A 22,260-nucleotide genomic window follows, 5' to 3' on the forward strand; every position below is an offset into this window, starting at 1 on the left:
AAAAATAAATGATTTTGTCTTCCCCACGAAGTATATGTATCACTATCATAACGAAAAAACAGGAGGATTGCAACCAAAAAAAACAGTAATTTCGTGCTGCAATATAAATTATAGTTTTGTGGCGAGGGGTGTGGATGACCGGACGAAAAGCAGCGGGAGACCTCCGGCAGGCCGCAGCCGCCGGAGGTCTCCCGCCGCTTTTCTGGCTGTTCCAGACGGTACAATGGCTCTCGCCAGGGCTGGGAACCCCGATGGTCTCAGGCGGTAGATTTCAATATTCAATAAAACAATACTGGCGCCCGTCGGCCGCGATTAGCCAGTAATTACTGTCTGAAATGATCCTGATGGCACTTTCGGGGAACCTGGGTGAAGCGTTTTAGATCACCAGAGAGAGTGGGGGGAGGCGGGGCGGAACAGGGACGGCGCAATGGAAGGCTTCGCCTCCTCCCAGCCTTTCGTCCGGGTATCCAAAACCCTCCCCCCATCCCCGACCAATTGGAAGCAAAATCGAAATTTAATTGACTTTTTTGGGTTGGGCATTTATAATATAATAAACCGAAACGTTTCGGTTTGGAAACTTTTATTTATACCTTACATATAAGGAGGAGCTATTATGCCATTTGTAACCTCAGAAAAAATGTTGTTGGACGCCCGGAGAGGCGGCTATGCTGTAGGGGCTTTTAATGCGGAAAATATGGAGATGGTTAAGGCGATTATCGCTGCGGCCGAAGAACTTCGTGCGCCGGTGATGATTCAGACTACTTCTTCTACGATTAAATATGGGTCGGTGGAGACTTATGCGGCTATTGTATCGGCTGAAGCGATGAAGGCATCGGTGCCTGTGTGTCTGCATCTGGATCATGGAAGCAGCTTTGGGCTGGCGGTTCGATGTGTGATGGCTGGCTATACGTCTGTGATGATGGATGGATCGAAGCTTCCATTTGAAGAAAATATAGCGGTTAGCAGGCAGGTGGCTGAGATGGCTGCCGCTGTGGGGATTCCATGTGAAGCAGAGCTTGGCAAGGTAGGGGGCAAAGAGGATGAGGTGGAGGCGGTAGCGGACACCAATACAGATCCGGCGGAGGCTAAGGAATTTGTTGAGCGGACGGGAATCAGCTCTTTGGCTGTGGCGATTGGAACTGCCCATGGATTCTATGTGGGAACGCCGGTTCTTGACGTGGAGCGCCTTTCTGAGATACGTAAGGCGGTGGATGTGCCGCTGGTTTTGCACGGCGCTTCGGGACTGACGGATGAGCAGGTGCAGGGATGTGTGAAACGGGGGATCTGTAAGGTAAATTTTGCTACGGAGCTTCGAAATGCCTACACTAGGGCGGTGGAAAGATATCTGCTGGACAATCCGAATACGATTGATCCGAAGGCTTACAGCAAAGCAGCTATGGCTGCTGTAACGGAGCTGGTTAAGGCGCGGATGAAGGTCTGCGGTTGTGACGGAAAAATGGAGTAATACTATGGCAGCTACAATCAAAGACATTGCCCAGAAGACCGGACTGGGGCTGGCGACCATTTCTTCTTATTTAAATGGGGGAAATGTGAGGGAAAAAAACCGGGTCAAAATAGAAGAGGCCATACGGGAGTTACATTTTGAAATTAATGAAACCGCAAGAGGTCTGAAAACGAATACCACGAGGACGATCGGTGTAGTCATACCGGAGCTGAACAGCGTTTTCTGCGCTAAGGTAATCGGGAGAATCGAAGATACCCTGCGTAAGCATGGCTATGCGCTCATGATCTGCGACTGCCGGACAGATAAAGTACGGGAGCGGGAAGCAGTGGAGTTCTTGATGCGGAAGCGGGTGGACGGCCTGATTAATATGCCGGTAGACGGGAAAGGACGACATCTGGAGAAATTTCGGAGAACAGGAAAGCCAGTGGTGCTGATTGACCGGGAAATCAATGGCCTGGGCTGTGACAGCGTATGCGCGGATAACCGGGAAGCGATGAAGGAAGCGGTGAAGCTTCTGGTAGAAAACGGGCACCGTGGGATCGGAATGGTAGCGGGTACCCAGGATGTGCTGACTGCCCAGGAACGGCTCATGGGCTATGAAGAAGCCTGCAGTGAAAATGGCATTCCGCTGCGGGAGTCATATATTTATTCCGGAGACTGTACGATTGAGAGCGGGGTTCTGGGGCTTGAAACTCTGGTAAGAAATAATCCGGAGATGACAGCAGTTGTGGTGGGAAACTATAATATGAGCGTTGGCGTTATGATCGGTATGAATGAACTGGGTCTGTCAGTGCCGGAGGAGCTGTCGGTCATCGGTTTTGATAATCTGCAATTTGCCAGGGCCTGCCGGCCCAGGCTCACAATCCTGGATCAGCCCACAGGAGAGATCGCTGATCATGCTGCGAGAATCATGCTGGAGAGGTTGGGGAAAACAGATTGTGCAGTGAATGCTCAGCCATACAAGGTACGTCTGAAAACAGCGCTCATACCGGGAAGTTCGGTGAAAAAATTGTGAAACATACCGGAAAGATTAAGTGGAGGTAAACGCTTATGGGAAAGTATTTATTGGGGATTGATCTTGGTACCAGTGCCTGTAAGGTGGCTCTTTTTAACAGGGCTGGCAGGGTGTTGGGAGCGGCGTCGGGCGAGTATCCAGTTTATTACCAGAAGCCAGGATGGGCGGAACAGAATCCGGAGGAATGGTGGGACGGCGTCTGCCGGGCGGTAAAAGAGGTACTGAAGCTGACCGGGATCTGTCCCCGGGAAATAGCGGGAATCGGCATCGACGGCCAGAGCTGGTCGGCGGTTGCATTGGACAAAGGTGGTCAGGTGCTGACGAATACACCGATCTGGATGGATACCAGGGCACAGGAGATCTGTGACAGGCTGAATGAGGAAATTGGCGCAGAAACGATATTCCAGCTGGCTGGAAATTCTCTTCAGCCGTCTTATACGACGGCAAAGGTGCTGTGGTATCGGGAAAGCCTGCCGGAGGTGTATGGAAAGACCGACAAAATCCTGCAGTCCAATGGTTATCTGGTTTACCGCCTGACGGGAGCGGTGACACAGGATATCTGCCAGGGGTACGGCTGGCACTGCTTTGATATGAGGAACGGGATCTGGAACGAAGAAATGTGTGAGAAGCTTGGAATACCTGTGAAGTTTTTGCCGCCGGTGGTGGCTTGCGATGCAGTGGTTGGCAGTGTGACGGAGAAAGCGGCGGCAGAATCCGGGCTGGCAGCGGGTACTCCGGTGGTGGCAGGAGGTTTGGATGCCGCCTGCGGAACTCTGGGCGCCGGCGTCATCCATGGGGGAGAGACCCAGGAGCAGGGCGGTCAGGCAGGCGGAATGAGCATCTGTACAGATACATATAAAGCAGATCCCCGCCTGATCCTGAGCTATCATGTGGTACCGGGAAAATGGCTGCTGCAGGGAGGAACTACTGGCGGCGGCGGAGTTATGCGGTGGTTTGAGAAGGAATTTGCTGAATATGAGCGGTCACAGCAGGATCGAACGGGCAAGGCTTCCCTGGTACAGTTAAATGAGCTGGCAGAGAGCATCGCTCCCGGAAGCGAAGGGCTTGTATTTCTTCCGTATATGTCCGGAGAGCGTTCTCCCATCTGGGATCCGGAAGCGAAGGGGGTATTCTTCGGGCTGGATTTTTCTAAGACAAAAGGCCATATGGTCAGAGCCTGTATGGAAGGTGTTGCATATTCGCTGAAGCATAACCTGGATGTGGCAGAGGAAGCAGGAGCCAATGCAGAAGTATTGAGAGCCATGGGCGGTTCAGCAAATTCTCTGCTCTGGACGCAGATCAAGTCCGACGTGACCGGGAAGCCGATTGTGGTTCCCTCTTCTGATACGGCCACGACACTGGGAGCAGCTTTGCTGGCCGGCGTGGGCACGGGTTACTATCAGTCTTATGAGGAAGCTGTGGGGCTGACAGTACATGAAACACGGCGGCATGAACCTGATCCGGCGGCGGGCGCTCTGTACCGGAAACCCTATAATACGTATCTGGAACTCTACCAGGCATTAAAGGATCTGATGAAAAAGACAGGAGGAAAGTGAAATGAAAGCAGGCGTAGTATACGCAAAAAATGATATAAGATATGATGAAATAGAGAAGCCGGCAGTGAGGCCGGGAACTGTACTCATTAAGGTGAAGTATACGGGAATTTGCGGTTCAGACGTGCCCCGGGTAAACGGAGATGCGTGCCATTTTTTTCCGAATGTGCTGGGTCACGAATTTTCGGGCGTTGTGGAGGAAATCGGAGAAGGTGTGACGAGTGTGCAGCCGGGGGACAGAGTGGCAGGTGTCCCGCTGGTTCCCTGTATGGCCTGTGAGGACTGCCAGAGAGGGGATTATTCCCTCTGTAAGCATTACAGCTTTATCGGCTCCCGGCAGTTCGGCAGCTTTGCAGAGTACGTGGTGGTTCCGGAAAAAAATGCCGTCAAATTCAGTGAAGACGTCAGTTTTGAGAAGGGCGCTTTTTTTGAACCGGCCACTGTAGCTCTCCATGGGCTGGAACGGACCGGATATAAAGGAGGGCATACGGTAGCCATTCTGGGAGGCGGGACGATTGGTTTGATGACCATGCAGTGGGCCCGGATTTTCGGAGCCAGTCAGGTGGTGGTTTTTGATATTGTGAATGAACGCCTGGAGCTGGCTGTACGCCTGGGAGCTGACACTGGTGTGAACACCGGGGAAGAAGATTTTATGGAAAAGGTGTCTGCACTGACGGGTGGCCGTGGTTTTGACTATGTCTATGAGACGGCTGGCAACACCGTTACCATGAGGCTGGCCTTCCAGCTGGCGGCGAATAAGGCGGGGGTCTGCTTTATTGGTACGCCCACGAAGGAGCTGACTTTTACTGTGGATGAATGGGAAAACATTAACCGGAAGGAATTCCGGCTGACGGGGTCCTGGATGTCTTATTCCGCGCCGTTTCCGGGACATGAATGGGAATTGGTGGCCCATTACTTCGCCACAGGTGAACTGAAGTTTGACGACTCTTTTATTTATAAGAAAATACCGCTCTCTCAGATCGCGTCGGCTTTTGAAATGTTTAAGACTCCGGGGGCGGTCAAAGGCAAGATACTGATTGACAGTGAGCAGTAGGAGGCGGATACAGGATGATTTTAACAGTAACCGCCAATGCGGCCATTGATAAACGGTATGTGGCAGAAAATTTTAGTGTGGGCAGTGTAAACCGTGTGAAATCCTGTGCGGCTACTGCCGGAGGCAAAGGGTTGAATGTGTCCAGGGCGGCAAAGATCGCAGGAGAGGCTGTGACGGCTACCGGATTCCTGGGAGGCCATTCTGGTTCTTTCATAGAAGAATATATCCAGTCTGAGGGGATTGAGAGCGAGTTTGTCTGGTGCTCAGGGGAAAGCCGTTCCTGTATCAACATATGGGATGAAGCGAATAAGACTCAGACAGAATTTCTGGAACCGGGATTTTCGATTAACGGCCAGGATATGGACCGGCTGGAGGAAAGATTTAATCATTTGGTGGGCGGCTGCAGCATTGTGACAATTTCGGGCAGCATCCCGACAGGCGGGAGCGGAGATCTCTACCGCCGTCTGATGGAGAGTGCCCGGAGATGTGGAAAAAGGGTGATTCTGGATACCAGCGGGAAACTTCTGGAGGAGTGCATCACTTATCAGCCTTTCATGATAAAGCCAAATATGGATGAGATTCAAATGCTGACCGGCCGTGAGATTGTGAGCCGGGAGGACCTGCTTCAGGCGGCATCGGGCCTGCACAGAAGGGGAATCCGTGTGGTAGTGATATCCAGAGGCGCGGAAGGCGCCGTGATTTCCAGTGAAGAGGGGGCTTTTGAAGCACGCGTCCCGCGGATTGAGGCAGTGAACACGGTGGGATGCGGAGATTCCATGACTGCGGGCTTTGCGGCAGGATTTTCCAGAGGGCTGGCGGTTGCGGAATGTATCAGGCTGGCCAGCGCTATTTCGGCGGCCAGCGCCATGAGAATGGAGACAGGTTATTTTCTGAAACAGGATATGGAAGCTCTGCTTCCGCGAATAGAAGTTCATCAGATCGCTTAGAAGAACAAGGAGGCATCATCTATGGAGTTTATTGATCCTAATTTAATTCCCGCCAGGACATTGTATACAGGGGCGAAAATGCCGGCCGTTGGAATGGGCACCTTTGGTTCAGACCATGCCGCGCCGGAGGAAGTATCTGCTGCCGTCGCCGGAGCTATCAGAGTTGGCTATCGTCACTTTGACTGTGCGGCGTGCTATGGCAACGAAGCTCAGATCGGAGAGGTATTTGCAGAGGCTTTTTCAGAAGGGGAGGTCCGACGTGAGGAGCTGTTTATTGTTTCCAAAGTGTGGAATGACATGCATGGACAGGGAGATGTACTTCTGGCCTGTGCAAAGACGCTGAAGGATCTGCAGCTGGAAGCTTTGGATATGTATTATGTCCATTGGCCTTTTCCTAATTATCATCCGCCGAAATGTGATGTGTCAGAACGGAATCCGGATTCCAGGCCCTTTAGCACGGAGCGCTTCATGACGACCTGGCGGCAAATGGAACGTCTGGTGGATATGGGGCTGACCAGGCATATCGGGATGTCCAACATGACGATCCCGAAACTGGAGGCAGTTCTTCCCCTGTGCCGGATTAAACCGGCGGCCATTGAAATGGAGCTGCACCCCTGCTTTCAGCAGCAGGAGCTGTTTGACTATTGCAGGGAGAGGGAGATTCAGGTGGTTGGCTTCTGCCCGCTGGGATCACCGGACAGGCCGGAACGGGACAGGACCCCGGAGGATATTGCGGATATTGAACTTCCGGAGATTCGGAGAATTGCAGAAAGCCATGGTATCCATCCGGCTCTTGTCTGCATCAAATGGGCAGTCCAGAGAGGTCAGACGCCAATACCTTTTTCTGTAAAAGAAAGGAATTATACCGCTAATTTGAAATGTGTGACTGAAGATCCTCTTACTTCAGAAGAGATGGAAGTGATCGGGGGGCTGGAAAGAGACAACCGGCTGGTGAAGGGGCAGGTATTCCTGTGGCCTGGAGCCGGGGATTGGAGAGACCTCTGGGATCTGAAGGGAACGATTGCTGGAGCAGGATGACGGTTTTTTTGTCGGTTTATGAGATATTTTGTAAATTCCCAACTGAAATTGCTATTGCGATTTATTACTTCAGCATGTATAATAAAAAAGAATTGGCAATATTAATAAATACAAAGGAGGAAGAGTGGTTATGGCTGTCGCATCGTTAGTTTTAGGTATTATCGCTATAGTCTTTGGGGCATTTGGAGTAATCTGGATTGGCCTGATCTGTGGTATTGTAGGAATAATTATGGGTGTTCTTGGCAAAGCGGATCCCGCGAAGGCGGGGATGGCTACGGCGGGTATGGTCTGTTCCATCATCGGAGCGGCTCTGTCTATTTTGTTCTATGTAGCCTGCTATGGATGTCTTGCCTGTGGCCAGGCAGCAGCGATTAATTCGTTGAATTCAATGTTTTAACAGAGGGTGGACAATAAGACGACAGACGGGTATTGTAATTTGCCTGACGGCATAATTATGATGCCCGTTTTTTTAGGAGAACACTATGCGAGGATTTGTCTGGATGGGGAGGTTTATCCCCATGTATGGCGTTATGATACTGATCGGCATTTTTGCGGCGGCGGGCGTTGCCTGGATGCTTGTAAAGCATTTTAAATATGATCCGAATCACCTCCTGCTGCTGATCGCATATGGATTTTTGGGAGGGATGGTGGGAGCAAAGCTGCTGTTCCTTCTGATCAGCTGGAATCAGATTGAATGGAGCAGCATCCTGGATCCGGAGTACCTGAAGCTGTTGATGTCAGGTGGCTTTGTGTTCTATGGAGGCCTGATTGGCGGGCTGGGAGCGGTATTTCTTGCCGGCAGGCTGCATAAGATCCACGTGCTTCCATATCTGGAAGCAGCGATCCCTTGCCTTCCTATCGCCCATGCGTTTGGGAGGATTGGCTGTCATTTTGCCAGCTGCTGCTATGGGTTTCCCTATAACGGGCCGTTTCATGTGATCTATCACCAGTCGCCCTACGTTCCCACGTATGCGCCCCTGGAAACGCCGCTGTTTCCGGTTCAGATGCTGGAGGCGTTGATTAATTTTGGAATCGCTGCTGTGTTGATCAGACGGACCTGGAAAAAGGGTTTGGATCTGCTGAATGTGTATATCTATCTGATGCTATACGGCATCAGCCGTTTTCTGCTGGAGTTTCTGAGGTACGATGACGCGGAGAGGGGCGGGCTGCTCTGGTTTTCAACCTCTCAGTGGATTAGTATGATCATGATTCTGGTGTCTGCGTTTCTGATGACCAGGAGCATGGTGAAGCAGAAGGAGAAAGGTCAGTAATAGAAATGGAGAAAATAAAAGAGTTTTTTTCTAAAATATTTTCCGGGCTGCATCGAGCATCGCCCATGAAGATCATACTGGCAGGATATTGCCTGATTATTTTGCTGGGGTCGTTGCTGCTGTGGCTGCCTGTAGCTACAAGGGCAGGAGAATCGGTTCCGTTTTCAGATGCATTTTTCACAGCCACCTCTGCTACCTGTGTGACGGGACTGGTGCGATTTGATACGTATACCTGCTGGTCTGGTTTCGGACAAGTGATTATCCTGTGTCTGATACAGATCGGAGGCGTTGGATTTATGACGCTGGCCATCACGGCCATGGCTGCGGCGGGAAGGAAGATTGGGCTGCAGTCCCGGATGCTGATGCAGAATTCCATTTCCGCCCCTCATCTGGGGGGCATTGTACGAATCACCAGATTTATACTGCTGGGCACCCTTCTCGTGGAAGGGATAGGAGTGATCCTGCTGGGATTTTATTTTATTCCCCGTCTGGGTTTCGGAGAAGGGCTGTGGTATTCTGTCTTTCATGCGATATCCGCCTTCTGCAATGCCGGATTTGACCTGTTTGGCCAGTTTTCGCCGGGTTCATCGCTGACCACGGTTGGCGGCAACTGGTATGTGAATATGATTATTATGGTTCTGATTGTGGTGGGCGGTCTGGGCTTCCTGGTATGGAAGGACTTGTTGGATCACAGATTTTCCTTCAGCAAGCTGAGGCTTCACAGTAAAATTGTGCTGATCACCACGGGAGTGTTGATCCTGGGCGGCGCGGCCTGCCTGTTCTGGCTGGAGTCGGGGAACCCGTCTTTCGAAGCGATGGGGGGAAGTGAGAAAGTGCTGACCAGCCTGTTTCAGTCGGTGACCTCCAGGACGGCCGGTTTTAATTCCGTAAACCTGTCAACTATGACTCAGGCGAGCCAGTTTGTGATGATTATTCTGATGCTGATCGGCGGCTCCACCGGCTCCACGGCGGGGGGAATTAAGACCACGACTGCCGCGGTACAGCTATTGAGTATCCGGACGATCTTCCGGGGGCGGAAATCCGTGGAAGCGTATCACCGCTCCATTGAGGATGCGGTAGTCCGGACTGCTTCCTGCATCACATGCCTGTATCTGCTGCTGTCTGTCGGGGTGGGACTGGTAATTTCTCACTTGGAAGCGATTCCGTTCCTGACGTCTCTGTATGAGAGTGTTTCTGCGATAGCGACGGTTGGCCTGACGCTGGGAATCACCGCTCAACTGGGGTTTGTCTCTAAAATATTGCTAGCTCTGCTGATGATCTTCGGAAGAGCCGGTTCGCTGACGATTTTACTGGCGTTCACTTCTGATAAGAAAAAGATAGCCGCCCGCTATCCCGTTGAAAAAGTGACAGTGGGCTGAAAGGAGAAGAGATGAAATCCATATTGATTATAGGCCTCGGCCGTTTTGGCCGTCATATGGCACAGAAATTTATTGAGGAGGGGAACAGCGTGCTGGCGGTGGAAGCGTCTGAGGAACGTGCGAATGCCGCCGTATCGCTGGTGCCCAACATCGAGATCGCAGATGCGACAGATGATACAGTAATAGAATCTCTGGGAATCAATAACTTTGACATTTGCGTAGTTGCCATCGGAGATAACTTCCAGGCCGCTTTGGAAATCACGGTTCTGCTGAAGGACTTTGGAGGCAAGTTCATCATTGCCAGGGCCAGCCGGGATGTTCACAGGAAGCTTCTTCTTCGGAACGGAGCAGATTATGTGGTGTATGCAGAACGGGATATGGCGGAACGTCTGGCGATGAAATTCGGAGCTAAGAATATTTTTGATTATATCGAACTGAACAAGGAGATCGGGATATATGAAATTGCCACACCGGAGAACTGGTACGGTAAAACGATTCTGGAAAAATCCGTCCGTTCCAATTACAATGTGACAATCCTGGCCACCAAAAAGGAAGAACGCATCTATCCTCTGATGGAACCGGAACACGTATTTGTACCGGACGAAAGCCTGCTCGTGATGGGAAGCGCGGAGGCCGTGCACAAGCTGACAAGATAACCGCTGCCTGCGGGAATGAAAAGGGCTGCCCGTAAAACGTTATTTAGAGATATTCTGAAATAACGTTTTACGGGCAGTCCTTTTATATGCCCAGCAGACTGTCCAGCTGAGTTTTGGCCTCCTCAAAGCCGGTGAAATGTATGGCATACATACCCAGCTCTCTGGCTTTCTCAATATTGGGCAGGTTATCGTCCAGAAACACGGCCCGGCTGGGGTTGATCTGGTACTGACGGAAGAGGCAGCGGTAGATTTCCCCGTCCGGCTTGATGCTGTGGCACTGCCAGGAAAACACCACACCGTCCAGAAGAGGTAGAAATTTCATCTTTTCCACTGTCCGTTCATACAGGTGCCTGGAATAGTTAGAAAGGGCATAAACCCGGAACCCGGCATCCTTAAGCCCCCGTACCCAGGGAACCGCATAGGGGAACAGCGTAATAGTTCTTCCCGAACGGTCATATAGCTTGCGTATCTCCTCCTCAAGATCCGGAGCCTTCCGGATAAACCGGCCGAGAATTTCTTCTTCAGAATAGATCCCCAGGTCATCAGCCTCCCAGTCCGGATTCTTAAACATAATTGGATAGATCCGCCTTTGCAGCTCAACATCCGGAACTTCCTGTTCCACATAACGCGCCGGATCAAAATCCACCAAAACCCGCCCAATATCAAAGATAACCGTATCAATCCCCGGCGTTGTCATCATCGGCAAAATCATCCTTTCTTTTCTCTTCTTCCTCATGGAGCTTTTGATTCTTATCCTTCAGATGCTTGGTGACCAAAGTCATTGCATACAGCAAGACCGGAACAGCAATCGTACAATAGACAGACCCCATTAAAAGCCCCCTGGCCATCGGGCTGTCTATCACGGCAAAAACCAGAGTAGAGCCATACATGGCAACGAGAAGAATAACGCCCAGAAGGGCAAGAACACGTTTCGCTTTTTTCATTTTGGTAACTCCTTATCCTAAGATTAAACTCATTATAATCAAAAAACCAGCGAAATACAAGTTTTGGTTTTGTGGCGAGGGGGGGATGGATACCCGGATGAAAAGCAGCGGGAGAGCTCCCGCCGCTTTTCTGGCTGTTCCAGACGGTACAATGGCTCTCGCTAGAGGTGGGAACCCCGATGGTCACAGACGGTAGATTTCGGTATTCAATAAAGAAATACTGGCGCCGCCCCTGTTCCGCCCCGCCTCCTCCCACCCTTTCGTCCGGGTATCCAAACCGCTTCCCCTCCCGACTATTTGGAAGCAATTTTCTATTGACAAACTGTGTATGACTGTGTATAGTGTGTATATACAGTTAACTGCGAGGTATACCTATGGATATTATAATTCACAACAGCAGTGAGGTCCCGATCTATGAACAGATCACCTCACAGATCAAACATCTCATTCTGGCCGGGGAGCTTGAGAGCGGGGAAGCGCTGCCTTCTCTCAGGCTTTTGGCCAAGAATCTGCGGATCAGTGTTATTACTACGAAAAGGGCTTACGAAGAGCTGGAACGGGAAGGCTATGTGATGAGCGTTCCTGGCAAGGGGTGTTTTGTGGCAGGTAAGAGCCGGCAGCTTTTGCAGGAGGAGAAGCTTCGGCTGGTGGAGGAGAAGCTCGCCCAGGCGGTAGAGGTGGCGAAGAAGACGGAGATTACGCTGAATGAGATGACAGAGCTTCTGAAAACATTATATGAAGAGGATTAGCAGATGGAAAATCAGAATATTTTGGAAGTGCATGGCCTGTGTAAGAAGTATAAAAAGTTTGCTCTTGAACAGGTTGACCTGGTGCTGCCCAAGGGATGTATTATGGGTTTTGTGGGAGAAAACGGAGCCGGTAAGACTACGACGCTGAAATGTATACTGGATATTGCCCACAGAGACAGCGGGTCCGTGGATATCTTTGGGCAGGACAGCCGGAAGGCGGACATGGAAGACATCGGCGTTGTGTTTGTCGAGATGAATTATCAGCAGGATATTACGGGGAACAATATCAATACCATGTACAGGAACATATACCGGAATTGGCAGGAGGATACATTTTTTGGATATCTGGACCGGTTTGGCATTGACCGGAAGAAAGCTTATAAGACTGCCTCCCGCGGGATGCAGCTGAAGCTGCAGCTGGCGGTGGCGCTGTCCCACAGAGCCCGGCTGCTGCTGCTGGATGAGCCTACAAGCGGGCTGGACCCTGTAGTGCGTGATGAAATGCTGGAGATATTTCAGGATTTTATTATGGATGAAGAGCACAGCATACTGTTTTCTACGCATATCACCAGTGATCTGGAGAAGATTGCGGACTATGTAGTGATGATTCACGAGGGAAGAGTGATATTCAGTGAGCAAAAGGATACGCTCCTGTACCAGTATGGGATCTGGAAGGGAAATGACAGCAGCCTTGCGAAGCTTCCGAAGAATGCGGTGCTGGCGGTCAGCCGTTCCGGATTCGGGGTGTCGGCTCTGGTGAACAGGGAAAAACTGGGACGGAATTTTGAGGCAGAACGGCCGTCGATTGACGAAATCATGCTGCATTTGATTAAGGGGGAACAGATATGGGCGGAATGATTTTAAAGGATTTTATTTTCATGAAAAAACAGATAAAGTTTTATCTGCTGGTGATCGGAATTTACTGTGTCCTCTGCTTTTACTGGGATCAGCCTTCGTTGGTGGTCACGATGGCCTGCGTGCTCAGTATCATGTTCCCGGTCCAGATTTTCGGATGGGATGAATCCTGTAATTGGCAGATGATGGAGAGGATTCTGCCTGTTTCCAGCGGCAAGGTCGTCCTGGCGAGATATCTGTCTGCTTTTTTGATGAGCCTGGCCTCCATGGGGAGTGCGGTGCTGATTATGAATGTGGTTTATATGGTGAAAGGGCAGCCGCCTGCCGGGGATACCATGCTGTTTCATCTGATGGTCTGCGCGGCGGTGGTTTTAGTGGAGACAGTGATGATTCCGGTAATTTACAGGTTCGGAAGTGCCAACAGCCGGCTGATGCTGGTGCTCATTATAGGCGCGGTAGCGGCAATCGTATACCTGTGCGGGAAGGTGACGGGGCCGTTGCCGGTGGGAGAACTGGCAGGCAGGCTTCCGTATCTGATTATAGGGGCGGCTGTGATCTGTCTGGCGCCTTCTTATCTGATATCAATTGCAGTCTACAGGAAAAAAGAGTATTAAATCATTCAGGCCAGCAGCATTTTTTCCAGCTCGCGGGCGGCGATATTAAGAGAGTGATCGGAGTGCTTCACGAGACAGATGAAGCGCTCCGGTATTTTTTCTTCCAGCTGTAATTGAATAATCTCTTCTTTTTGCAGAGCTTCTTCTGCAAAGGTTTCAGGCAGAAAACCGATGCCGAGATCATTTTTTACCATCGGAAGGATCTGATCTGCGGTTGCTGCCTCCATGTCCGGGGACAGTGTCAGACCGTGTTCCAGAAACAGGCGGTTGTAAAACTCATAGGTTTTTGTATCTTTTCCCAGGCATATCAGTGGGAACTGAATCAGGTCGCGGAGATGAAGCGGTTTGTCCTTCAGATGGATGAATGAAGGACCGCAGACCGGAATTTCCCGGAAGGGTTTCAGTTGTATTTCCTGGAAAGGGCGTTTGACGCCCGTGGGCCCGGTGACGACTGCCAGGTCAACGGAGCCGTTTTTCAGAGCGGAGATCGCCTGAGGGGTAGAGTAGTTGGAGATTCGCAGCCGGATGCCCGGATGCGCCCGGTGAAACCGGTTCAAAACCCTGAATAACAGGCCGTGAAGGGCCGTTTCACTGGTGCCGATGGAGACAATACCCCGCTGGAGACTCCGGTCCATCGAGAGCTCCTCTTCCCCGGCTTTAATCTGTTCAAAAGCCACCGATATGTGAGCGTACAGCTTTTCGCCTTCCGGAGTGAGGCTTACGCCCCTGTTGGTTCGTATGAACAGTGTACAGCCCAGGGCGGCTTCCAGGTTCTTGATGGAGCGCGTGATGTTGGGCTGGTTGTTCAGGAGAATGTTGGCAGCCTGTGTAAAGTTTTTGTATTTTGCAACGTAATAAAAGATTCGGTAATAATCGTAGCTGATGATCATAGTGTCTCTTTCTATATAAATTTTATATAGTAATAATATCAATCATATATTATACATATTTCTGTTCCTGTATTATAATCTATTTGGTTAAATGAAGCAACAATAATTTCGGGAGAGGGAAGATACATGAATAAGGATTTGACGGTCGGTAAGCCGGGGACAGTTCTCTGGAGGTTCTGTCTTCCACTGTTTGGAAGCATAATTTTTCAACAGCTGTATAACATAGCAGACAGCCTTGTGGCGGGTAAGTTTGTCGGAGAAAACGCACTGGCCGCTGTGGGAAACAGCTATGAAATCACTCTGATTTTTATTGCTTTTGCATTCGGATGTAATATCGGCTGCTCCGTGATAGTGTCACAGCTTTTCGGCGCGAAGAAATTCCGGGATATGAAGACAGCGGTCTATACGACCATCATCGCCAGCGGTGTTCTGTGCGCTGTGCTGATGGCAGGAGGCTGGCTTTTGGGAAGCACGCTCCTGCGCTTGATTAATACCCCGCTGAATGTCATGGCTGATTCAAAGCTGTATCTGGATATCTATATCCTGGGGCTTCCTTTCATGTTCTATTACAATGTGGCGACCGGGATTTTTTCAGCGCTGGGTGATTCTAAGACGCCCTTTATTTTTCTGGCCTGTTCATCGAGCGTCAACATAGGCATGGATATCCTGTTTGTCACCGCTTTCCGGATGGGGGTTGCAGGCGTGGCATGGGCGACCTTCCTCTGTCAGGGCATCAGCTGTGTGCTGGCTGTCGCTTTCGTTCTCCGGCGCCTGGCAAAGATAGAGACAGAGGAGAAAGCGAAGGCATTTTCCTGGCAGCTGTTCGGCAAGATTACTGCGATCGCTGTTCCCAGCATCCTGCAGCAGAGCTTTATCTCAGTGGGAAATATTATTATACAAGGCGTAATCAACACGTTTGGCTCCAGCGTCATGGCTGGATATTCCGCAGCGGTTAAGCTGAATAACCTGGTGGTGACATCATTCACAACCCTGGGCAACGGTATCTCTAATTATACAGCACAGAATATCGGAGCCAATAAGCTGCCGCGGGTGAAAGAGGGGTTCCGGGCGGGGCTGAAGCTGGTATGGATGCTGAGTATCCCGCTGGTGGCGGCCTATCTGATTGCGGGGCGTTATCTGATCTATCTGTTCCTGGAACATCCCACCGGTATTGCCATGGATACGGCGCTTCTGTTCCTGCGGATCGTTGCCCCCTTCTATTTTGTAGTCTCTGCGAAGCTGGTATCCGATGGAATATTGCGCGGGGCCGGTATGATGAAGCAGTTTATGGCTGCTACATTTACAGATCTTGTGCTGCGGGTAGTTTTAGCGGTCACTCTGTCAAAAATTTTTGAAACACTGGGAATCTGGCTCGCATGGCCGATCGGCTGGTCTGTGGCTACCGCCCTGTCGGTCCTGTTTTACCGGAAAGGCCCCTGGAACAGCCGGGATTATCTGCGTTGAGGCCATGCGCGGTTTCTTCAGACAGATGCAAAAAATACATTGGCGCCAGCTTGTGCTGGGCGCAGAAATAATCCTGCTCTTCGGAGTAGGATTTTTGCCGCAGTTTTTAAATATAACGGCCAATGTGACCGTATCGTTTGTATGTGCGCTGCAGGTTCAGGCGTTCCGAAAAATAAAAGGAAGTATTTACGCGAGTATCATGTGCATCGGTGATATACGGAGCGGAGCCGAGGCATTCTGCAGATGCTGTGTCACGAGAAACAAAAATGATCTGAGAAAATTTTTCTCATACCTTGGCATCGTCCTCCTGTTCGGCGCGGGGGCCTGTGCGGAGAAAAGGCTATCTGGTTCTCTTGCGTGATGCTGGGGGGGGGGAAGTTTCTGCATGATGTTTCTGAAAGAGCAGTGAGGATTGTGGGGTTGCATTTATGGTATAAGTATGTTAAAATTTTCTTGAAGTTAGGTTGAGCTAACAAGAAACGAGGAAGATACATATGCAGCTGAACGCAGGAGAAACCGGCAAGAGGTATAAAGTACAGGACATGAGTCTTGCACTGGAGATTGAGCGAAGGATGGAAGCGCTGGGAATGACATGCGGGACGGTAGTCACGGTCATGAATAAGAAACGCCGCGGAGCGGTGATTATCAAAGTCCGGGGCACCAGATTCGCCATCGGGAGAAATATCGCGGAAAATATTCAGGTGAAGGAGGAACCGGATCATGAATAATAAGCAGGTACAGGTTGGATTCATGGGCAATCCCAACTGCGGAAAGACCACTTTATTTAATGCCTATACGGGGGCCAATCTGAAAGTGGCCAACTGGCCGGGCGTCACGGTTGAAAAGGTGGAAGGATCTTTCAAATACAAGGACTATAATATGAAGCTGGTTGATCTCCCCGGCACCTACAGCCTGACCTCCTATACGATGGAGGAGCAGGTGTCCAGGGAATATGTCATGAGCGGCGGGGTAGATGTGATTATTGACGTGGCTGACGCTTCGGCTCTGGAACGGAACCTCTATCTGACCCTGCAGCTGATCGAGCTGGGCCGGCCGGTGGTCCTCGCCCTGAATATGATGGACATTGTGGAAAAACGAGGCATGGAAATCGATCTCCACAGGCTTCCTGAAATGCTGGGGATTCCTGTTATTCCGGTCAGCGCCCGCAAAAAGAAAGGGCTGGATATCCTGATGCACGCGGTGGTCCACCACAAGGACCGTGAAGAAATCACGCCTGTGATCCATCATCATGTAGAAAGAGAACTGGAAAGCCGCCATGCCCATGACCATCACAAAGAGTTTGCCATGGTGTACAGCGATGAGATTGAAGATAAAATAGATATTATCAAAGAAAAGCTAAAGGTGAAGTATCCTGAAATGTACAATCACCGCTGGCATGCCATTAAGATTCTGGAAGGTGACAGGGCGGTGACAGACCAGTATCCGGTTGAGCTTCCGGAGGATTTTAAATGTGATTATGAAAAAGAAATCATCAATGAGAAATATAATTTTATTGACGAAATCATATCTGAGGTACTTGTAAATAAGGATAAAAAGGAAGCCTCCACGGACAGAGTGGACCGGATTCTCACCAACCGGTGGCTGGGCTTCCCGGTTTTCCTGGGAATTATGGCGCTGGTGTTTCTGCTGACCTTTACTCTTGGAGACTGGCTGAAGGATTACATGTCGCTGTTTATCTCCTGGGTATCTGAATCCGTGCAGGCGGGAATGACAGGCGCGGGGGTGAATGCGGCTGTGGTCTCGCTGGTGGTGGATGGAATCATATCCGGCGTGGGAGGTATTCTGACTTTCCTGCCTAATATCTTTATACTGTTTCTGGCGCTGGCCTTTCTGGAGGACAGCGGGTATATGTCCAGAGCCGCATATGTCATGGATGGGATTATGGGGAAAGTGGGGCTTTCGGGTCGTGCATTTATCCCGATGATCCTTGGATTCGGCTGCAGCGTGCCCGCAATCATGGCCTCACGGGCGCTGGAGAACAGAAGGGACCGGTTGAAAACCATGCTGGTGACGCCATTAATGTCCTGTTCCGCAAGGCTCCCCATCTATGTACTGTTTTCACAGATGTTTTTCGGGGAGCACGCGATGATAGCCGCTTATTCTATGTATGTGATCGGTCTTCTCATGGCGATCCTGGTCGCTTTTATCATCCATCTTTTTGACAAAAGGAAGGCAGAATTTAACCTTTTGATTGAGCTGCCGGAGTATAAGGCGCCCAGCGCCAGGACAATCGCCATCTATGTGTGGGAGAAGGTGAAGGATTACTTGACAAAGGCGGGCACAACGATATTCATCGCCTCAATTGTTATGTGGTTCCTTCTGAACTTTGGGGCCGGAGGATATACATCCGACATCACTCAGAGTTTCGGATCGGCCGTGGGGAGGGTGATCGTCCCGCTGTTCCAGCCGCTGGGGCTGGGATACTGGCAGATTGTCGTTGCGCTGATCGCCGGGGTATCCGCGAAAGAGGTGGTGGTTTCCAGCTGTTCTGTTCTCTTTGGAATCGGAAATGTGACCTCGCAGGCGGGGATGATGAATCTTTCAACCGCTCTGGGGGGCATGGGATTCGGAACTCTGAACGCTTATTGTATGATGATTTTCTGCCTGCTCTATATCCCCTGTATCGCCACGCTGGCTACGATTAAGAGGGAGTCTGGAAGCTGGAAGTTTACAGGGGTCTGCGTGGCGTTCCAGCTGCTGCTGGCCTGGTTTGTCACGTTCCTGGTCTATCAGATAGGAGGTGTGTTCCTGTGAATGCGGAAACATTTTTAATACTGGTTGCGATCGGAGGCTGCGCGGCCCTGGTCATCATCCGGAAAATCAGGAGAATCCGGAAGGGGCAATATTGTGACTGCGGCTGCGGGAGCTGCAAAAAATGTAAAAAGTAATCGGAAGTCTTTTCCTTGTCAATTCCGCTTCGGTGCGGTACAATAAATGAGAAAGATAACCGAAGCGGGGGGTTGCGCCATGAGAGAATTTTTGTTGAATTCGGAAAGACTGCTTGACAAAGATGCGTTTCATTTTTTGGAAAACGGAGAAGAGAAAGGCTTGATTCCCTGTGACTGGATTCGGTTTAATGACAGGATTAAGCTGGTATATTTCACGGATTCCTATGAGAACCTGGGGGAACGGTTGCCGCAGATGTCTCTGGATGAGATCTGCGGAGTCGGTAAAGCACTCCTGGACAGGATTAAGGGCCTGGAAGGGAACCATTCGATCTCTCTGGAGAACCTGGTGTGGGATGTGGACAGCATATACCTGGATGGGAAGGGACGGGTGTATGGGCTGTGCCTTCCGGCAGTGCTCCCGGAGGAATCCCTGAACAGCCAGATCTATATGAAGAGAGTGTATGCGATTTTGGAAGAGATGCTGGAACATACGGAGGGCGGCAGGGAGGTGTGCCGTCAGATAGAGTTCCAGAAGGAGAGAGAGTTCGGAGACTGGGACAGCCTTCAGGGCGCGCTGGAGAAGCGGATGCCTGAGGAAGATGAGATGATCCTCCTGAAGGGGGTCAATACGCCCGAGCCTCAGAGCTTTCGGATCGGCCATGAGAAATACCGGATCGGGACGGACGGCGAACAGGCTGACGGAGTGATTTCCGGGGTTAATACGGTCAGCCCGGTGCACGCTGTCGTGGGCTGGAATGATATTAGTTTCTATGTGATGGATCTGGACAGCGCCAACGGCACCTTTGTCAACGATCAGAAGATAGCTCCCATGTCACAGGTTCCCATCGGGAAGGGAAGTGTGCTGCGGTTTGCGGATTGTACATTTAACGTGGAATAGGGAGGGTCAGTATGGAGCGAGAGCTGAGGCTTGTAATTATTGACAGCGACTACGGATATATCAAGCAGATGGAAGAAGCACTGATCCGCCGGTTCAGGTCCAGGGCGCAGATTCAGATTATTACAGATCCGGCATATCTGGATGTTTATTTTCGCACGCCGCGGACGATTGATATTCTGGTGGCGGACCAGAGCTTTTACGCGGAGCACCTGGAAGAACACACAATCCATCATATTTTGCTGCTGGTTCCGGAGGTGGACATCGAGAAGACATTTCCGGACAAAGTAAAGGCCATGATGAAGTATTTACCTTATGAAGAGATACTTCAGGCGATCGATGATTTCATGACGCCGGAGGAGGAAGAGGAAAAAGAAGAGACGGCTTCCGTGGAGAAGCCGGAGACGAAGGTAGTTGCCGTCTATTCTCCGATCGGAGGCTGCGGGAAGAGCCTGACAGCGATGGCTCTCGGGAAAAAGCTGAAGAAGCTGGATCAGACGGTCCTGCTGGTCGGCTGTGACAGCCTGCAGAGTTATTCGGCTTATCTTCGCACCGAGCAGTGTGCCGATGAGAAGCTGGCGGAGAAGCTGAAGAATCCGGGTGAAGATACGTACTGGACGATTCTTCAGAATATCGGACAGGAAGAGATTTCCTGCCTCCTTCCTTTTGAGAAAACCATGCCCGCCCTTGGGATCGGAACGGAGGAGATGAAGACACTCATAGCCATGCTGAGGGAGAAGAGAGATTTCGCCTATGTGATTCTGGATCTGGGCAGTGAATTGAACGGGCAGACGCTGGCGCTGATGGAAGAATCAGATGCCTATGTGCTGATCATGGAGGCCAACAGGGTTTCTAACAGGAAAATGTGGCGCCTGCAGAAAAATATTGAGCTTCTTCCCAAGAAGGAGTGCTTCATGATCTCTAACCAGTACCATATGGACGGACTTCGGGTGCCGAGACAGAATCTGTTCGGCGTGATCGCCAGGTACGAGGATGGGGAGAAGGCCATGGAGGACCCGGTATTTTACCGGATGGCGCTGGAACTTTGCAAGGAAATATAATCAGAAGAGCTTTCTGGACTTGACAATTCAGAGAGCTTTTTTTAAAGTTTTTGGGAGGTGCAATATGATACACGAAATTCATGAGATTTCCTTCAGGGGGCATGTGGCCAGGCTTGCCACCTACTTTCTGGACAATTCGCCGGAGATAGACAGCGGCCGGATACGGCCGGTGGTGGTGGTCTGTCCCGGCGGCGGTTATGAGATGACTTCCGACCGGGAAGCAGAAGCCGTCGCCGTACAATTCTGCGCCAGAGGATACCACGCCGCCGTGCTCCGATACAGCTGCAGCCCGGAGGGGGCGCGCTATCCGGTGGCGTTGTGCCAGTTGTCGCTGGCGGTGGCCTGGCTGCGGGAGAATTGTAAGCTGTATCATTTGGATCCTGACCGGATTGTGACGGCGGGATTTTCGGCAGGCGGACATCTGGCGGCCAACCTGGGCGTGGCCTGGCAGGAAAGCTTTCTGGACGGGCTGACGGACACCGTCCGGGAGCAGAGAAAACCCAACGGCCAGATACTGGGCTATCCTGTTATTTCCAGTGAACCCTGGGCGAATCAGGAGACGACCGATCATCTGCTGGGCCCCTGTCCGGCATCGGAGCTACTGGAGGCTGTCAGCCTGGAACGCCATGTGACAGGGCAGACGCCTCCCACCTTCCTGTGGCATACGTATACGGACGACACGGTTCCGGTGGAGAATTCCTTCCTGTTTGCTTCCGCTTTGCGAAAAGCGGGAGTATCCCTGGAGCTGCACATTTATCCAAGAGGCATTCATGGGCTGGGGCTGGCCAATGAGGAGACAAAGAACCGGCTGGGACTGGGAGTACAGCGTGAATGCCAGAATTGGATTGACATGGCGGGCGGATGGATTTCCCGTGAGGTAGCTCCTCTGGCCGGGAAGCAGGAGCAGCTGCAGGAGCTTTTGACCGGACGAAGGACTTACAGACGTTTTGACCAGTCGAAGCCCGTGCCGGACCAGGTGGTCCGGGAGATACTGAGAGCCCAGCAGGTGGCGTCCAGCGGCAATAACCGCCAGCGGCTCAGATATCTTGTGATCCGGACGCCGGAGCTGGTGGAGCAGGTATTTCCGCTGACACGGTGGGCGGCGTCCCTGCCAGAGGGGGAAGGCACGCCCCGGCCGGGTGAGCATCCGGTGATGTTCATCGCGGTATTGGAGGAAAAGGCGGCGGAAAGCCGTACAACGGCTACAGACGCAGGTCTGGCGCTGTCTAATATGACGCTTGCCGCCTGGAATTACGGCGTGGGCAGCTGTATCATGGGGAACATTCAGAGAAAGCCTCTGAAGGAGCTGCTGGGCGTGCCGGATCACATGGAGATTTATCTGATGGCCGCATTTGGATATCCGGCCTGCGCCAGCAGGATCAGGGAAGTAAGCCAGGGGGAGGATCTGGCTTATTATCTCGATCGGGACAGGGATTATGTGGTCCCGAAGCTGAGAATTGAAGAGGTCACTGAATACCGATAGATAGATGGGGGAGGGGCA

24 protein-coding genes are annotated in these 22,260 nt (G+C 51.3%); 21 read left to right on the forward strand and 3 right to left on the reverse strand.

All coding sequences use genetic code 11. The annotated features are described in order from the left end of the window. Window positions 1-613 precede the first annotated feature (613 nt). The 10 genes from H9Q79_RS17170 to H9Q79_RS17215 all read left to right on the forward strand — a co-directional run bounded on the left by H9Q79_RS17170 (window position 614) and on the right by H9Q79_RS17215 (window position 10,378). Window positions 614-1,465, forward strand: a complete 852-nt coding sequence (locus tag H9Q79_RS17170; protein WP_118648716.1) for a class II fructose-bisphosphate aldolase — start codon at window positions 614-616, stop codon at window positions 1,463-1,465. A 4-nt stretch (window positions 1,466-1,469) separates the two neighbouring features. Next, window positions 1,470-2,480, forward strand: coding sequence for a LacI family DNA-binding transcriptional regulator (locus tag H9Q79_RS17175; RefSeq protein ID WP_249328800.1), 1,011 nt, complete (start codon window positions 1,470-1,472; stop codon window positions 2,478-2,480). Between the two features lie 35 nt (window positions 2,481-2,515). After that, complete coding sequence (gene xylB, locus H9Q79_RS17180) at window positions 2,516-4,036, forward strand: xylulokinase (RefSeq protein ID WP_249328801.1); 1,521 nt, start codon at window positions 2,516-2,518, stop codon at window positions 4,034-4,036. Window position 4,037: 1 nt separating this feature from the next. Continuing rightward, on the forward strand, window positions 4,038-5,087 hold the full coding sequence (locus H9Q79_RS17185; RefSeq protein WP_118648720.1) for a galactitol-1-phosphate 5-dehydrogenase: 1,050 nt from the start codon (window positions 4,038-4,040) through the stop codon (window positions 5,085-5,087). A gap of 14 nt (window positions 5,088-5,101) precedes the next feature. Continuing rightward, a complete protein-coding gene (gene pfkB, locus H9Q79_RS17190) occupies window positions 5,102-6,034 on the forward strand; it encodes a 1-phosphofructokinase (RefSeq protein ID WP_118648722.1) in 933 nt (310 codons plus the stop codon). A gap of 21 nt (window positions 6,035-6,055) precedes the next feature. Next, entirely contained in the window at window positions 6,056-7,072 is a 1,017-nt protein-coding gene (locus H9Q79_RS17195) for an aldo/keto reductase (protein ID WP_249328802.1), read from the forward strand. A 130-nt stretch (window positions 7,073-7,202) separates the two neighbouring features. After that, on the forward strand, window positions 7,203-7,469 hold the full coding sequence (locus tag H9Q79_RS17200) for a hypothetical protein (RefSeq protein ID WP_118648726.1): 267 nt from the start codon (window positions 7,203-7,205) through the stop codon (window positions 7,467-7,469). A gap of 85 nt (window positions 7,470-7,554) precedes the next feature. Then, window positions 7,555-8,343: a prolipoprotein diacylglyceryl transferase gene (locus H9Q79_RS17205; RefSeq protein WP_249328803.1), complete on the forward strand. Its 789-nt coding sequence runs from the start codon at window positions 7,555-7,557 to the stop codon at window positions 8,341-8,343. A gap of 65 nt (window positions 8,344-8,408) precedes the next feature. Next, a complete protein-coding gene (locus H9Q79_RS17210) occupies window positions 8,409-9,722 on the forward strand; it encodes a TrkH family potassium uptake protein (protein WP_249328804.1) in 1,314 nt (437 codons plus the stop codon). 11 nt (window positions 9,723-9,733) lie between these two features. Continuing rightward, window positions 9,734-10,378 (forward strand): potassium channel family protein, encoded by a 645-nt coding sequence (locus tag H9Q79_RS17215; RefSeq protein ID WP_118648730.1) that lies wholly within the window; start codon window positions 9,734-9,736, stop codon window positions 10,376-10,378. A gap of 82 nt (window positions 10,379-10,460) precedes the next feature. Here the strand turns inward: H9Q79_RS17215 and H9Q79_RS17220 are convergent, their stop codons facing one another. Together H9Q79_RS17220 and H9Q79_RS17225 are read right to left on the reverse strand one after the other, a co-directional pair. Beyond that, the gene (locus tag H9Q79_RS17220; RefSeq protein WP_249328805.1) at window positions 10,461-11,078 is read right to left on the reverse strand and encodes an HAD family hydrolase; all 618 of its coding nucleotides are present in this window, start codon (window positions 11,076-11,078) and stop codon (window positions 10,461-10,463) included. After that, a complete protein-coding gene (locus H9Q79_RS17225; RefSeq protein WP_249328806.1) occupies window positions 11,056-11,322 on the reverse strand; it encodes a hypothetical protein in 267 nt (88 codons plus the stop codon). The genes H9Q79_RS17220 and H9Q79_RS17225 overlap by 23 nt, the downstream gene beginning before the upstream one ends. Before the next feature lie 374 nt (window positions 11,323-11,696). Here H9Q79_RS17225 and H9Q79_RS17230 point away from each other — a divergent pair, with 374 nt between their 5' ends. The 3 genes from H9Q79_RS17230 to H9Q79_RS17240 are packed head-to-tail and all read left to right on the forward strand — an operon-like array spanning window position 11,697 to window position 13,540. Beyond that, window positions 11,697-12,071: a GntR family transcriptional regulator gene (locus H9Q79_RS17230; protein WP_118644767.1), complete on the forward strand. Its 375-nt coding sequence runs from the start codon at window positions 11,697-11,699 to the stop codon at window positions 12,069-12,071. 3 nt (window positions 12,072-12,074) lie between these two features. Beyond that, on the forward strand, window positions 12,075-12,929 hold the full coding sequence (locus H9Q79_RS17235; protein ID WP_249328807.1) for an ABC transporter ATP-binding protein: 855 nt from the start codon (window positions 12,075-12,077) through the stop codon (window positions 12,927-12,929). Further along, on the forward strand, window positions 12,917-13,540 hold the full coding sequence (locus H9Q79_RS17240; RefSeq protein WP_249328808.1) for an ABC-2 transporter permease: 624 nt from the start codon (window positions 12,917-12,919) through the stop codon (window positions 13,538-13,540). The genes H9Q79_RS17235 and H9Q79_RS17240 overlap by 13 nt, the downstream gene beginning before the upstream one ends. A 5-nt stretch (window positions 13,541-13,545) precedes the next feature. Here the strand turns inward: H9Q79_RS17240 and H9Q79_RS17245 are convergent, their stop codons facing one another. Beyond that, a complete protein-coding gene (locus H9Q79_RS17245) occupies window positions 13,546-14,430 on the reverse strand; it encodes a LysR family transcriptional regulator (protein WP_249328809.1) in 885 nt (294 codons plus the stop codon). 126 nt (window positions 14,431-14,556) lie between these two features. On the opposite strand from H9Q79_RS17245, the gene H9Q79_RS17250 reads away from it, so the two are divergent. The 8 genes from H9Q79_RS17250 (at window position 14,557) to H9Q79_RS17285 (ending at window position 22,242) form a co-directional block, all read left to right on the forward strand. Then, window positions 14,557-15,894, forward strand: a complete 1,338-nt coding sequence (locus H9Q79_RS17250) for an MATE family efflux transporter (RefSeq protein WP_249328810.1) — start codon at window positions 14,557-14,559, stop codon at window positions 15,892-15,894. A gap of 25 nt (window positions 15,895-15,919) precedes the next feature. Next, window positions 15,920-16,255 (forward strand): YoaK family protein, encoded by a 336-nt coding sequence (locus tag H9Q79_RS17255; RefSeq protein ID WP_249328811.1) that lies wholly within the window; start codon window positions 15,920-15,922, stop codon window positions 16,253-16,255. Window positions 16,256-16,388: 133 nt separating this feature from the next. Continuing rightward, window positions 16,389-16,622 carry a FeoA family protein gene (locus H9Q79_RS17260; protein ID WP_118644757.1) on the forward strand — a complete coding sequence of 78 codons (234 nt, stop codon included), beginning with the start codon at window positions 16,389-16,391 and terminating at the stop codon, window positions 16,620-16,622. Then, on the forward strand, window positions 16,615-18,669 hold the full coding sequence (gene feoB / locus H9Q79_RS17265; RefSeq protein WP_118644755.1) for a ferrous iron transport protein B: 2,055 nt from the start codon (window positions 16,615-16,617) through the stop codon (window positions 18,667-18,669). The genes H9Q79_RS17260 and feoB overlap by 8 nt, the downstream gene beginning before the upstream one ends. After that, window positions 18,666-18,803: a FeoB-associated Cys-rich membrane protein gene (locus H9Q79_RS17270; RefSeq protein WP_118644753.1), complete on the forward strand. Its 138-nt coding sequence runs from the start codon at window positions 18,666-18,668 to the stop codon at window positions 18,801-18,803. The genes feoB and H9Q79_RS17270 overlap by 4 nt, the downstream gene beginning before the upstream one ends. A 79-nt stretch (window positions 18,804-18,882) precedes the next feature. Then, on the forward strand, window positions 18,883-19,701 hold the full coding sequence (locus H9Q79_RS17275) for a DUF6382 and FHA domain-containing protein (RefSeq protein ID WP_249328812.1): 819 nt from the start codon (window positions 18,883-18,885) through the stop codon (window positions 19,699-19,701). Window positions 19,702-19,712: 11 nt separating this feature from the next. Next, entirely contained in the window at window positions 19,713-20,759 is a 1,047-nt protein-coding gene (locus tag H9Q79_RS17280) for an AAA family ATPase (protein ID WP_118644747.1), read from the forward strand. Between the two features lie 64 nt (window positions 20,760-20,823). After that, a complete protein-coding gene (locus H9Q79_RS17285; protein WP_249328813.1) occupies window positions 20,824-22,242 on the forward strand; it encodes a nitroreductase family protein in 1,419 nt (472 codons plus the stop codon). The last annotated feature ends 18 nt before the right edge of the window (window positions 22,243-22,260 follow it).

This window comes from Wansuia hejianensis, assembly GCF_014337215.1.
Taxonomy (GTDB): Bacteria; Bacillota; Clostridia; order Lachnospirales; family Lachnospiraceae; genus Scatomonas; species Scatomonas hejianensis.